At 64.8% G+C, this 13,722-nt stretch carries 11 protein-coding genes; 8 read left to right on the forward strand and 3 right to left on the reverse strand.

Annotated elements, in window-relative coordinates:
- Window positions 1-67: 67 nt before the first annotated feature.
- The gene (locus RIC54_RS16530; RefSeq protein ID WP_350090291.1) at window positions 68-655 is read left to right on the forward strand and encodes a YdeI/OmpD-associated family protein; all 588 of its coding nucleotides are present in this window, start codon (window positions 68-70) and stop codon (window positions 653-655) included.
- Between the two features lie 116 nt (window positions 656-771).
- Here RIC54_RS16530 and RIC54_RS16535 read toward each other — a convergent pair whose 3' ends face one another.
- Window positions 772-1,845, reverse strand: coding sequence for a tartrate dehydrogenase (locus RIC54_RS16535; RefSeq protein ID WP_350090294.1), 1,074 nt, complete (start codon window positions 1,843-1,845; stop codon window positions 772-774).
- A gap of 166 nt (window positions 1,846-2,011) precedes the next feature.
- Between RIC54_RS16535 and RIC54_RS16540 the strand changes: the two genes are divergently transcribed.
- From RIC54_RS16540 to RIC54_RS16550, 3 genes are all read left to right on the forward strand, one after another.
- Entirely contained in the window at window positions 2,012-2,893 is an 882-nt protein-coding gene (locus RIC54_RS16540; RefSeq protein WP_350151217.1) for a LysR substrate-binding domain-containing protein, read from the forward strand.
- Window positions 2,894-3,024: 131 nt separating this feature from the next.
- On the forward strand, window positions 3,025-3,999 hold the full coding sequence (locus RIC54_RS16545; RefSeq protein WP_350090297.1) for a TAXI family TRAP transporter solute-binding subunit: 975 nt from the start codon (window positions 3,025-3,027) through the stop codon (window positions 3,997-3,999).
- Between the two features lie 107 nt (window positions 4,000-4,106).
- Complete coding sequence (locus RIC54_RS16550) at window positions 4,107-6,269, forward strand: TRAP transporter permease (RefSeq protein WP_350090300.1); 2,163 nt, start codon at window positions 4,107-4,109, stop codon at window positions 6,267-6,269.
- A 75-nt stretch (window positions 6,270-6,344) separates the two neighbouring features.
- On the opposite strand, the gene RIC54_RS16555 is transcribed toward RIC54_RS16550, so the two are convergent.
- Window positions 6,345-7,736: an aldehyde dehydrogenase family protein gene (locus RIC54_RS16555; RefSeq protein ID WP_350090303.1), complete on the reverse strand. Its 1,392-nt coding sequence runs from the start codon at window positions 7,734-7,736 to the stop codon at window positions 6,345-6,347.
- A gap of 125 nt (window positions 7,737-7,861) precedes the next feature.
- On the opposite strand from RIC54_RS16555, the gene RIC54_RS16560 reads away from it, so the two are divergent.
- Both RIC54_RS16560 and RIC54_RS16565 read left to right on the forward strand, forming a co-directional pair.
- Complete coding sequence (locus RIC54_RS16560; RefSeq protein ID WP_350090306.1) at window positions 7,862-9,100, forward strand: MFS transporter; 1,239 nt, start codon at window positions 7,862-7,864, stop codon at window positions 9,098-9,100.
- The gene (locus tag RIC54_RS16565) at window positions 9,082-10,383 is read left to right on the forward strand and encodes a serine hydrolase domain-containing protein (RefSeq protein ID WP_350090310.1); all 1,302 of its coding nucleotides are present in this window, start codon (window positions 9,082-9,084) and stop codon (window positions 10,381-10,383) included. Before RIC54_RS16560 ends, RIC54_RS16565 begins: the two co-directional genes overlap by 19 nt.
- Window positions 10,384-10,437: 54 nt before the next feature.
- On the opposite strand, the gene RIC54_RS16570 is transcribed toward RIC54_RS16565, so the two are convergent.
- On the reverse strand, window positions 10,438-11,736 hold the full coding sequence (locus RIC54_RS16570; protein WP_350090313.1) for an aspartate aminotransferase family protein: 1,299 nt from the start codon (window positions 11,734-11,736) through the stop codon (window positions 10,438-10,440).
- Between the two features lie 161 nt (window positions 11,737-11,897).
- On the opposite strand from RIC54_RS16570, the gene RIC54_RS16575 reads away from it, so the two are divergent.
- Both RIC54_RS16575 and RIC54_RS16580 read left to right on the forward strand, forming a co-directional pair.
- Window positions 11,898-12,806 (forward strand): EamA family transporter, encoded by a 909-nt coding sequence (locus RIC54_RS16575; RefSeq protein ID WP_350090316.1) that lies wholly within the window; start codon window positions 11,898-11,900, stop codon window positions 12,804-12,806.
- A gap of 88 nt (window positions 12,807-12,894) precedes the next feature.
- Window positions 12,895-13,521, forward strand: a complete 627-nt coding sequence (locus tag RIC54_RS16580) for an NrsF family protein (protein ID WP_350090319.1) — start codon at window positions 12,895-12,897, stop codon at window positions 13,519-13,521.
- Window positions 13,522-13,722 lie beyond the last annotated feature (201 nt).

A 13,722-nucleotide genomic window follows, 5' to 3' on the forward strand; every position in this document is an offset into this window, starting at 1 on the left:
AGGCTTGGATCTCGCCCCCCAGCTAAGTCGGACAATTTTCGACTTCGACGACCGGAGTGAGCCCCCGATGACCGACGCCGATCCCAAGGTGGAAGCCTTCTTCAAGACCGCAAAGCAGTGGCGCGACGAGCTCGCAGCTCTGCGGGCGATCCTCCACTCGTCTCAACTCACCGAAGAGTTCAAGTGGCGCTCGCCCTGCTACACCTTCCAGGGCGGCAACGTCGTGGCGATGTGGGGACTAAAGGCGAGCTGCGCCCTCGCCTTCTTCAAGGGTGCACTGATGAAGGATCCAGCCGGGATCCTGGAGGCGCCGGGCGAGAACTCCCGGTCGATGCGCACTATCAAGTTCGCCGGCATGGCGGAGATCGAGAGTTTGGAAGGCACCGTCCGGCGCTATGTCGACGAGGCCATCGAGGTCGAAAAATCCGGCCTCAGGGTCGAGTTCAGGAAGGATGACCTGGAGTTTCCCGACGAGTTGGCCGATCGACTGGACGCCGATCCGGGCCTGAGGGCCGCTTTCGAGGCGCTGACGCCCGGCCGGCGAAGGGGATATGTCCTCCATTTCTCGCAACCCAAGCAGTCGAAGACCCGGGCCTCGCGGATCGAGAGGGCTGTGCCGCGAATCCTTGACGGCAAGGGCATGCACGACCGTTGAGCCGCAGACGGCTCTGGCCGTGCTCTAAGGCTTCGGGACCGTATGCGCAGCGCCTCGATGAGCGCCTCAAGACAAGACTTCAGAGCACCAAGCCCCGCAGACACGACAAGCTAGGTTCATTCATTGGCGCTATGAATCGACGCCACGACGGCGTCCGTGACCTGCTTCGTCGTCGCGATGCCGCCGACGTCAGGGGTGCAGATTCCAGCGGCACAGACCCGCTCGACGGCGCGCATCAGCCGTTCGGCCGCCTCCGGCTCACCGAGATGCTCGAGCATCTGCGCGGCGGTCCAGAATGCCGCGACCGGGTTGGCGATGCCTTTGCCGGTGATGTCGAAGGCCGAGCCGTGGATCGGCTCGAACATGGAAGGGAAGCGGCGTTCGGGATCAATGTTCGCCGTTGGCGCGACGCCAAGACTGCCGGCCAATGCGCCAGCGAGGTCGGACAGGATGTCGGCGTGCAGGTTGGTCGCGACGATCGTGTCGAGCGACCGCGGCTTCTGGGTCATCCGCACGGTCATCGCGTCGACCAGCATCTTGTCCCAGATCACGTCCGGATACTCCTGCGCGACTTCCGCCGCGATCTCGTCCCACATGACCATTCCATGACGCTGGGCATTCGACTTGGTCACCACGGTCAGCAGCTTGCGAGGACGCGACTGCGCCAGCTTGAAGGCGTAGCGCATGATCCGCGTCACGCCGACGCGGGTGAAGATTGCGACCTCGGTGCCGACCTCCTCGGGCAACCCGCGATGCGCGCGGCCGCCGTGACCTGAGTACTCGCCCTCGGAGTTCTCGCGGACAATCACCCAGTCGAGGTCTCCAGGACCTGCGTCGCGCAATGGTGACATGATCCCGGGAATGATCCGGGTCGGACGGACGTTGGCGTACTGGTCGAAACCCTGGCAGATGCGCAGACGCAGGCCCCAAAGCGTGATGTGGTCAGGGACATCGGGCGCACCGACGGCACCGAAATAGATCGCATCGAACTGCCGCAGACGGTCGAGGCCGTCTTCCGGCATCATCTCTCCGTTCCGGCGGTAGTAGTCCGTTCCCCAGTCGAACGTCTCGACCTCGAAGCACACGTTCTGCAGTCGGTCAGCAAGTGCCTCCAGGACAGTCCGGCCCGCCTCGATCACTTCCGGCCCGATCCCGTCCGCGGGAATCGCCGCAATCTTATACTGCTTCATTGTGTCTTGTTCTCCCGGGGTGCCGACTTCGGGTCCATATGCGGGTCGGCGAGGCCCCATCCTTACCTCCGTCGTTGCAGGCAGGACAATTTTCAGAGAATTATATAAATTATGTTTATTAAAGAGGTGCCCGTTGAACCTCCTGCAACTCCGATGCTTCCTTGCCGTGGCTGACACGCTGCATTTCGGCAGGGCGGCTCAACGACTCGACATGCTGCCGGCCTCGCTCGGCCGTCACGTTCGTCACCTGGAGGAGGATCTCGGGACTTCCTTGGTCGCCCGGACCACCCGCAATGTCGCCCTCACGGATGCGGGCGCCTCGCTGGTCGAAGGCGCTCGAGACCTGATCGACCGGGCTGACCGACTCGAGCGCGAGTTCCGACAGATGGAGCGAGCCCGGACCCCGGTCCTTCGGGTCGGCGTCATCGACAGCGTGGCTGCGGGCTTGATGCCACAGTTGCTGCCACATTTCCGATCTGAGCATCCGGGCGTTCGAATCGAACTTGTGGAGCAGAAGACGATACGGCTTCTGCCCAGGCTGTTGTCTGGACGCCTGGACATCGCTTTCGTCCGACCGCCCGAGGTGCAAGACTCGCGATTGGCTTTTCGCCTGTTGTTCTCCGAGACCCCAGTAGTCGCGCTGCCAACAAGTCACCGGCTCGCCGGCCAGGCAACGGTTCATATTGCGGAACTGGTCGACGAACCTCTGATCGTGCCCGACCGCGGGTCCAGGCCACACAGCCACGATCTCACCATCAAACTGTTCCTGCAGTCCGGCTTTACAGCCCGCATCGCCCAGGTTGCCGACGAGAAGCAGACGATCGTCGGCCTGGTCGGCACAGGCATTGGCATCGCCATCGTTCCACGATGGACATCGCGCCTAGCCGTGAACGGTGTCCGCTACGTCCCGATCGAGATTGCCCCTGAGGCGCCGTCGTACCGTCTGTCGCTCTCGGCGGCCTGGTTGAAGGGCGTCAGGGACGGGACCAGAGACCAGTTGATGGATACGCTCGAACGCCATCTCGCAGAATATGCTGCAACCGCCTGACACACCTCCATTATTTACATAATATATATAATTTTGGTGAACTTGAGACCATCCCTTGCGGTCCATAGCATCGTCTCAAAGCCGGCCATCAGCCAGATGACCGGGACGATGATTTCGGGAGGATCGTGAAAATGAGATTTGTGTCCGAACTTGCCGCGACCGTCGTGGTTGTCGCCGGCATGATCGCGCCAGCAGTGGCGCAGGACCGCTCCGGCTGGCCTTCTTCAATCGTTATCGGGACCGGCAGCCAGGGTGGCGTCTACTTCACCTATGGCAGCGGCTTCGCGACCATGATCAGCGAGACGCTCGGTGTGAACGCCAGCGTGGAGATCACCGGCGGTCCAGTCCAGAACGTTACCCTGGTCCAGACCGGCGATCATAACATGGGCTTCGTCACCATGGGCCCGGCCTACGAGGCGTTCGTCGGCAAGAGCGAACTGATGCCGGGCGTGGAGCATAAGGACATCCGGGCGCTGTTCCCGATGTACCAGACGCCCTTGCAGGCGGTCACGCTGAGCAAATCCGGCGTCCGCTCGCTGGCGGACCTCAACGGCAAGAGGATCGGCGTCGGGCCGGCCGGTGGTACGGCCGCGACCTACTGGCCCCGCTACTTCGACGCCGCCGGGCTGAAGGCGACCATCAGCAATGCCGGAGCCAATGACAGCGCGGGGCAGCTCAAGGACGGCCTGATCGACGCATTTCTGTTCGCGGCCGGCATTCCGACCAGCGCCTTCACCCAACTCGCGGTCGAGAACGATGTGACCTTCATCAGCATGAGCGAGGCCGACCTGCAGTTGTTCCTGAAGGCCGAACCTGCCCTTTCCCCGTTCACGATCGCTGCGAAGACCTACGAGGATCAGCCGAACGATGTGCAGTCGGTTTCGCTGTGGAACTTTGCCATCGCCGGAAAGGGTATGCCCGACAGCCTAGCCTACGAACTGACCAAGCTGGCAATGACGAACTACGACCGCATGAAGCAGAACCATGCGGCGGCCAAAGAAACCAAGCCCGAGGCCTACAAGTTCAACTCTTTCATGAAGTTCCATCCCGGAGCCATCCGCTGGTTCGAGGAAAACGGCTACAAGATCGCCGACAATCTGAAGTGATCTGACCGACGGTAGTGAGGCGGAAGGCGGGGACTCAGGTCCCCGCCTTCCGCAGACCTGGAAGGTTTCTGGGATCCTCGGATCCCGCTTGATTGAGGAACGACACGATGCCGTCCGCACATGATGGAAATCCGTCGTCGTCGATCGAAGCGCAAGCATCGAAGGTCGACGAGGAACCGGCCGCCGGCAATCAACGGATCTTCTCAGGCACGTCGCACTGGATGATCGCCTCGGCATGCGTCGCCTACTCCGCGTTCCATCTGCTCGTCCTCAATGTCTGGCCTCTCGAGACCTGGGCGTTTCGCCTGAGCCACCTCGGAGGCGGGCTGGTCCTCGGCTTCCTGATCTTCGCGGCCAACACCACGGATGGAACGGCGGCAGGACGGCGGTCCATCCTTGACCGCCTGACGCTCGCCCTCGCCGCGGCCGGCACGCTCTACGGGTTCGCCATGATTGCGGTGATCTGGGGCAACTGGTTCCTGCAGCAGTCCGCGATTCCGCCGTCCTGGGCCGTGAAGTCGTTCGGGATCCCACTGTTCGGAGGCGCCGCGCTTGCGATCGTGCACGGCTGGATTTTTCCGGACCGACGGCGCGGCCGGACGTCGCCGGCCGATATACTGCTCGCCATCGCCTCCGCCGCAGCCGTCGGCTACGTCATCTTCTTCGCTCGCCAACTCCAGTTGCGGGCCGGCATGCCGATCGCCCAGCCAGCCGACATGTGGGCCGCAATGACGGGCGTCATTCTGATCGCAGAGCTGACCCGCCGGCTTGCCGGACTCGCCCTGGTCATCATCGCCGGCGTCTTCGTGGCCTATGCATTCCTTGGCCCCTGGCTTCCCGGGGTCCTCGAGCATCGCGGCTACGACGCGAAACGGTTCTTCTCTTACATCTTCACGGACAACGGCATTCTCGGCGCACCGATCGCGATCTCGTCGACCTACATCATCCTTTTCGTGATCTTCGCCGCGTTTCTCCAGGCATCGAAGGTCGGCGAATATTTCGTCAACGTCGCCTTCGCCGTGGCTGGCCACCGCCGTGGAGGGCCAGCGAAGGTCGCCGTGTTCGCGTCAGGCCTGATGGGCATGATCAACGGCACCTCGGCCGGCAATGTCGTCGCGACCGGCAGCCTGACTATCCCATTGATGAAGCGTGTCGGCTATCGCCCCCAGACTGCAGCCTCGGTCGAGGCAGCCGCGTCCACCGGTGGTCAGATCATGCCGCCGATCATGGGGGCCGGCGCCTTCATCATGGCCGAGATTACCGGGATCCCTTACCTCGAAATCGTCTATGCGGCGATCATCCCGGCGATCATCTATTTCATGTCGGTCTACTTCATGGTCGACATCGCTGCGCAGAAATTCAACATGACCGGGTTGCCGCGCTCCGAACTGCCGAAGCTCGGACTTCTTCTGCGGCAGATCTATCTGTTCACGCCGATCGTCGTCCTGATCTATGCCCTGTTCGCCGGGTACTCGGTGATCCGCTGCGGCACACTCGCGATGATCACGGCTGCAGTCGTGTCATGGCTGACGCCGCACCGCATGGGCCCGAAACAGTTCTTCGTTGCCCTTGAACTCGGCGCCAGGATGACATTGCAACTCGTCGCAGTCTGCGCCGCCGCCGGTATCATCGTCGGCGTGATCGCGCTGACGGGCATCGGGTCGCGATTCTCCGCCGTGCTTCTCGGTCTCGCCGATCAGAGCCAGATCCTGGCACTGTTCTTTGCCATGTGCGTGTCGATCGTCCTTGGCATGGGGATGCCAACCACTGCTGCCTATGCGGTGGCCGCGAGCGTGATCGCCCCCGGCATCATTAATCTCGGCGTAGAGCCGCTGACCGCGCACTTCTTCATCTTCTATTTCGCAGTCATCTCCGCGATCACTCCGCCCGTCGCACTGGCCGCGTACGCCGGCGCCGCGCTGGCGGGATCGGACCCGATGAAGACGAGCATGGAGAGCTTCAAGATCGGCCTCGCTGCGTTCATCGTGCCGTACATGTTCTTCTATTCCGATGCGATGCTGCTGGACGGCGGCCCGCTCGAGATACTGCACGTGACCGTAACCGCGATGATCGGTGTCTACCTGCTATCAGCCGCGGTACAGGGGTGGTTCTTCGGGAAAGCCTCCGCCGCCGTCAGGGTCGGCCTCCTGCTCGGTGGATTGAGCATGATCGAGGGCGGCTGGTTGACCGACTTGATCGGAGTGACGCTCGCCATCTGCACCTACCTAGTCCAGAAATTCGCCGTGAAGCACCAGAGCGCCCGCCTCTAAGCGGAGGCATCCTCGATTGCCTGGACCCGAGACCGTTGTGCCTGTGCCACCTTACGCGCGAGCGGAACTTCTCTCCTACAGCTTGGTGCGCAGGTGGAAGCTCTTCGGCCGGGTCAGCGCTTCGTAGCCGAGGGCCGACAGGGTGCAGCCACGGCCCGAGTCCTTGACGCCCGTCCATGCCAGCGCCGGGTCCAGGTAGTCGCAGCGGTTCATGAAAACGGTACCGGTCTCGACCTGCTCGCCGAGCCGGAGGGCCGCCTCCTCGTCGGTCGTCCAGATCGAGGCGGTCAGGCCGAACGCGCTGTCGTTCATCAGGCGGACCGCCTCTTCGTCCGACGACACCTTCATGATGCCGACCACCGGCCCGAAGCTCTCCTCGGTCATCACCCGCATGGAGTGGTCGACGTCGACCAGGATCTGCGGCGCCATGTAGGCGGACCCCTCGGCGTCCCGGGCAAAAGCCTTGGTATCGATCAGCGCCCGGGCGCCGGCCTTAGCCGCGTCGGCGACCTGGCCGCGCACGAAGTCGGCGGACGCCGCCCGCGCCATCGGCCCGAGGTTGGTCGCACCGTCGGTCGGGTCGCCGAGCCGATACTGCCGGGTCAGGGCCACCGCCCCCTCCACGAAGCCGTCGTACAGTTTTTCATGGACGTAGATCCGCTCGATCCCGCAACACGATTGTCCGGTGTTGAAGAACGCCCCGTCGATCACGTTCTCGACGGCATGCTCGAGCTTGGCGTCAGCCCGGACATAGGCCGGATCCTTGCCGCCAAGTTCCAGGCCGGTCGCGATGAACTTGGCGCTGGCGGCCCGCTGCACGGCGTGACCGCCGGCAACCGATCCGGTGAAGTTGACGTAGTCGACGCGCCGGTCGGCGATCAGCCTCTCGCTGGCATCGTGGGTCAGGTGCAGCGCCTGAAACACGCCGGCGGGCAGCCCGGCGGACTCGAATGCGGCGGCAAACCGCTCGGCGCATAACGGGGTCTGCATCGAGTGCTTCAGCAGCACGGCGTTTCCGGCCATCAGCGCCGGCACCACGCCGTTCACCGCCGTCAGGTAGGGGAAGTTCCAGGGCGCAATGATTGCCACCACACCGACCGGCACGCGCCGCACGAACCGGTTGAACCCGTCCTTCGGCGCCGGCTGATGGTCTGCAAGTGCCGAGGGCGCAATGTCGATCATGTGCAGCGCGCGCTCGGTCAAGCCGCCGACCTCGCCACCGCCCTGCGCGACCGGCCGACCCATCTGCCAGGCCAGTTCCTGCGTTATCGCCGCCTTGTTGGTGTTGAAATAGTCGACCGCGCGACGCAGGATCGCCTGGCGCTCCGGGATCGGGACCGCGCGCCACGACCGCTGGGCCAGGACCGCCCGATCCAGTGCCGCCTCGACGGCGGCATCGTCCGCCGCCGGCCTCTCCACATAGACCGAACCGTCGACCGGAGAGATCGTGCGCAGGGTCGTCGTCATGGTCGCCTCGTTCCGCTTGCGATGATGCCCGAAGTATCGGTCGATACATTGAACCAAAACAACCGGGCGTGACACAGTCGGTTCGGTGTCCGGATCCAACCGGACCCACGCATGAGGAAACGCACGTGGACGCAAACGGGTCCGCCGACACTGCCGGGCCGCCTCCCGAGGCGCCGCGCCGGCGGCTGCTGGCTATTCCGGACTTCCGGAACCTCTGGGTCGTGGGCCTGATGGTCTTCGTGGTCCGCTGGCTGGAAATGCTGGCGGTCGGGGTCTTCACTTACCAGGCAACCGGCTCGGCGTTCATGGTCGCGATGCTGACCATGCTGCGCCTGCTGCCGATGGGATTGTTCGGCGCCGTCCTGGGTGCCGTCGCCGAGCGCCTGGAACGGCGCAGTGCGCTGATCTTCGTGGTGCTGGCGATGATGGCGACCTCGATCTCGGTCGCGGTGCTCGGATCCCTCGGCATGCTGGAGGTCTGGCACCTGGCGGTCGCCAGCTTCGTCAACGGGCTCGGCTGGGCAACCGACAACCCGGTACGCCGGATGATGATCGGCGACGCCGTCGGAGCGGACCGCATGGGACCGGCCATGTCGCTGGACGTCGGCACCAACAACGCCAGCCGCATGGTCGGCCCGACGATCGGCGGCCTGATCCTGGCGACTCTCGGCATCGCCGGGGTGTTCTGGCTGGGCGCCGGCCTGTACGCGGTCGCCCTGGTCGCGGCGTTGCGCATCCGCACGCGCAGCCGCACCGCCGCGGTCGAAGCGTCTTCGGTCCTGCAGCGCATGCGGGAAGGCTTCGTCCAGGCCCGCAACGACCCCCGAATAACCGGCGTCCTGATGGTCACCGTGATCTTCAACATCTTCGGCTGGCCGTCGACCAGCATGATCCCGGTTCTCGGCAAGGACCACCTGCAACTGGGGCCCGAAGGCGTGGGCATTCTGGCTTCGCTGGACGGGGTCGGTGCGTTCTGCGGCGCGCTCGCCATCGCCACGCTGGCCCAGGCCGTATGGTACGGACGGATCTATGTCAGCGGGGTGACGTTCTATCTCGTCTCGCTGATCGTCTTCGCCGCCGCACCCTCGGTCGTCATGGCCGGCATGGCCCTGCTGACCCTCGGCATTGCCGGCGCCGGGTTCAGCGTGATGCAGGCCACCCTGGTCTATCTGTACGCGCCGATCGAAATGCGGGCGCGCCTGCTCGGCCTGCTGTCGGTCTGCATCGGGGTGGGTCCGGTCGGGTTCTTCTATCTGGGCTTCCTCGCCGAACTGCTCGGCGCGCAGTCCGCCACCATCGCACTGGCCGTCCAGGGCCTGCTGGCATTGCTGTTGACGCGGCGCTGGTGGCGCGCGATCGGCTGACGGCTCTCAACACCAACCCGTTCTGCACAATCCAGACGCCGAACGGCACCATTCAACCGACCAGCCCGCCCGAGAGGATCGACATGTCCGACACCGCCCTGATGAACGGCTTTCCACCACATCACGAGGCGCAGGTCACGCTCGCGAACTGGCGTACGGCGCCGTTCAGCCGCTGGGCGTTCCACCACGTCCGGGAGATCGTGGCCTCGGCCGATATATCGAACGCCCCCGATGCGGTCTCTGCGCTTCCTTCCGACCCCGCCGATCTCGACGGCGTGCGCATCGACGGCGCCTCAAGCTTCACGGAGTTCCTGTCGGCGACCGACACCGACGGCATTGTCATCCTGCGGCACGGTCGGATGGTGCATGAATCCTATGCCCACGGCATGGACGCGTACACGCCGCACATCCTGATGTCGGTGTCGAAGTCACTGCTTGGACTGCTGGCCGGTATCCTGGTCGACGACGGAGCGCTCGACCCGGATGCCCCGGTGGCCCGATACGTCCCTGAGGTCGCCGCCACCGCCTATGCCGGCGCCACCATCCGCCACCTGCTCGACATGCGGGCCGGGGTGGAATTCGACGAGAACTACCTCGCGACCTCGGGCCCGATCATCGCATACCGCAAGGCCCAGAACTGGAACCCGTCGGAACCGGGCGATCCGCCCTCGGACCTGCGCAGCTTCTACGCGACCATGACCGGAACCGACGGCCCGCACGAAGGCCGGTTCCACTACGTCTCGCCCAACACCGACCTGCTCGGCTGGGCGATGGAGCGGGCCACCGGCCGACGCTACGCCGACCTGATGTCAGAGCGCCTGTGGCGCCCCATAGGAGCCGAGCGCAGCGCCTACATCACCGTCGACCGGCTCGGCGCGCCACGCTGTGCCGGCGGGTTCTGCGCCACGGTGCGAGATCTCGCCCGGGTCGGCCAGTTGCTGGTGCAGCGCGGCACCAGGGACGGCCGTCGGATCGTTCCTGCCGGCTGGATCGACGATCTGCTCGCCAGCGGCGATGCCGGCGCCTGGGCCAAGGGCGACTTCGCTGAGTTGTTCCGGGGTGCGTCGATGCGCTACCGAAGCCAATGGTATGTGCTGGACGGCACCGCCCCTCTGCTGTTCGGCTTCGGCGTGCACGGCCAGCACCTGTTCGTCGACCGTGCCAATGAGATCGTGATCGCCAAGGTCTCCTCCCAGGCGCTGCCGATCGACGAGGCTCGCGCAGCCCTGACGATGCGATCCGTACAGGCAATCATCGAAGCGCTTGCCGACAGGCCGAGATGACAACCCCGGCCGACGCGGTCACGAAAATGGATTGGGCGAGTCGGAACCTCGCGCCTAGCGTCGGTGCTCCGACTTTAGTACCTGCGCCGCGTCCTGGAACGCGTCGAGCGTATGCCGAATATCCGCCGCGTCGTGGGCGAGCGAGACGTAGTACTTGCTCTCGCCCTTCATGATGCCACGCTCGCGCAGCAATGCGTTGAACCGACGCAGCAGTGTTGCGTCGCCGCGCAAAGTCGTTCGGTAGTCCTGGACCGACTGATCGGTGAAGACGACGTCGAACAGCGGCGGCTCACCAACGATCTGCACCGCAAAGCCGGCACCGGTCAGCGCGCTCTCCAGTCCGGCCATCAGCTGCCGACCGGTGGCGAACACCTGCTCGTACACCCCTGGCCGCTTCAGCACCTCCAGGGTGGCCAGACCGGCGGCGGCAGCCACCGGGTTGCCACTGAGCGTACCGATCTGCGGCGCGAAGGCGTCCTCGGCGACCCGGTCCTTGTCGAAATGCGCCATCAGCTCCTCGCGCCCGGCGATGGCGGCCAGCGGGAAGCCGCCGCCGATGATCTTGCCGAGCGCGCACAGGTCGGGTGTGACCCCGTAGTAGCTCTGGGCGCCGCCATAGGCGAACCGGAACCCGGTGACGACCTCGTCGAAGATCAATGGGATACCGTGCTCGGTGGCGAGCGCACGCAGGCCTTCCAGGAATCCCGGTTTCGGCGGCACCAGCCGCTGGAACGGTTCTACGATCACGCCACCCAGCTCGTCACCGTACTCGCGGATCAGGCTGGCGGCGGTCTCCAGGTCGTTGAACGGCGCGATCAGCACTTCGTCCCGAACCTTCGCCGGGATGCCGGCGGAATCCGGAACGGCCTGGGGGAAGTTCGCCGGGCGTTTCGGCGCCATGCTCATCAGCGCGTAGTCGCTCATGCCGTGGAAGCCGCCCTCGAACTTCAGGATCTTGTCGCGGCCGCGGTGCGCCCGGGCGATGCGCATGGCGTAGAACGTCGCCTCCGACCCGGCGCTCACGAACCGGACCTTGTCGGCACAGGGCACCGCCTCGCACAGCGCCTCGGCGAGCCGAATGCCGGTCGCGTTGTTGGCGAAGAAGGTCGTGCCCCTGGGAACCTGGGCCAGCACCGCCTCGGTGACCTCCGGATGGGCGTGGCCGATGAACATCGGGCCGGAGCCGAGCAGGAAATCGACGTACTCGTTGCCGCTCTCGTCCCAAACCCGGCCGGCGCGACCTTCCCGGATCACGACGTCGGACGCGAAATTGCCGAACCCGCCGGCCGGCAGGACCCGCTTCGCAGCTTCGATCAGAGCCCGTTCGGCCTCGCTCTTCATCAACCCGGTCATGCTCGTCTCGGCTCCATCGCTCGATTCACGCGGATCGGTTCCGCTGCCTTTGCCGCTGGTCACGCCAATCATCGGTCGGCATGCTTGGCACCACGAACCCCGCCCGACGCCAGCAGACCCCCGCGCGTCGTCCCGATCAAGCCTCCTGTCGAGCGACCGTCATGGAACTCTGGATCCCGATCACCATCGTCGGCGCGTTCATGCAGAACATCCGCTCGGCGGTGCAGAAGCATCTCAAGGGTCGCCTGACCACGCTGGGGGCCGCTTATGTGCGGTTCCTGTACGCCGCACCGTTCGCCGTGCTGTACCTGTTCGGCGTCAAGGAAGTGACCGGCCTGCCATGGCCGGAGCCGAACATGATGTTCTTCGTCTACTGCGTGGCCGGCGGCCTCTCGCAGATCGTCTTCACCGCGCTGCTGGTCTGGCTGTTCTCGTTCCGCAACTTCGCCGTGGGAACCACCTACTCGAAGACCGAAGTCGTGCAGGTCGCAATCCTGGGGTTCGTCCTGCTCGGCGACACGGTGACGCTGATCCCATCAATCGCCATTGCCGTAGCCATGGTCGGGGTCATGGCGATGTCGGCCGGCCAGGCCCAGCTCACCCTCGGCCGGCTGTTGAGCGGCCTTACCGAGAAATCGACCCTGATCGGGCTGACCTGCGGCGCCTTCCTGGGAGCCTCGGTGGTGTTCTTCCGGGGCGCGTCGCTGGCACTGGGATACGAGCACGGCGCCTGGATGCCGGCAGCCTTCGCTCTCACGATCGCGGTTGTGCTCCAGACCCTGGGGATGGGCATCTACCTGGCGATCACCGAGCGCAACACCTTGCGCGACGTGATCGTGCACTGGCGCTGGTCATTGGTGGTGGGCCTGTCGGGGGTGCTGGCCTCGATTGCCTGGTTCACCGCCTTCACCCTGCAGAATGCGGCCTATGTCCGCGCGCTCGGCCAGATCGAACTGGTGTTCACGTTCTTCTTCTCGGTCGTCGTGTTTCGCGAGAAGACCAGCCGGATCGAGGTGTTCGGCATCATGCTGGTGGTGGTCGCCATCCTGATGCTGGTCCTGGGACGCTGAGAGGATCCAGGATATTTGCATCAAAGGCCGGCCGTCTGCATAATGAACGATGTCTAATGTGTGGCGCCCGCGGTATCGGATACGCGAATTGGCGAGCGGTTTGCGCTGGATGCGCCCGCCGCCGGCGCAGGCTGTGCGGACCGCTCTGTGGGTTCTGGCGGTCGTGATCCTGGTGTCGATCCTGTACGCCACCGCCCATCGGGTCACGCTGAAGCCCGCCGATCCTCTGTCTCCCTACCTGTGGACCGCGACGCTGGCTTCGGCCATGACTGCGGTACTCGGCGCTCTGGCCGCGTTCGAAATCGGCCAGCCCGGCCATTCCAGGTGGTGGCCGCTTCTGCCAATGCCCGCCCTGGCGCTTTGGTTCGCCGCCACCGGCTTCGGCTGCATCGGAACGCTGTTCGCCCCGAACAGTTGGGGTGTCGTCGCGCCCGAGGCCATGGAGTGCCTGCTGTTCATTCTCGGCACGGCAGTACCGCTGTCGGTCGGGTTGCTAACCCTCATCCGCTGGGCGAAGCCGCGCCATCCAACGCTGGTCGGGGCGATCGGCGGCCTGGCGGTTGCCGCTACCGCGGTCAGCCTGCTGACCTTAGTCCATCCGCACAACTCGGCGCTGCTCGACATTCTGGCGCACGGCGTCGGTGTGGCTGTTGTCGTGGCCGCCAACGTGGCCTTGGCGGGACGGTGGTCGCGCAACCGGATGGCCACCTTGTAGTTGGGTCCAGGATCGCGAGGTCGCTTGGCTCCGCTTCTCCTATCCAACGCGGATCATGGATCTTGTAGCGGAGTTGCGCCGATACGATATAATGCGCGCTGAAGATGGGTGGATCTCCTAGGCGTCGATTCTCGACGTAGGACCTGCCCGCCGGCCCTTGAATTCCTCATTCAACGGACCGGCAATGAGGATCGGACGAAC

This window comes from Thalassobaculum sp., assembly GCF_040219215.1.
Lineage (GTDB): Bacteria > Pseudomonadota > Alphaproteobacteria > Thalassobaculales > Thalassobaculaceae > Thalassobaculum_A.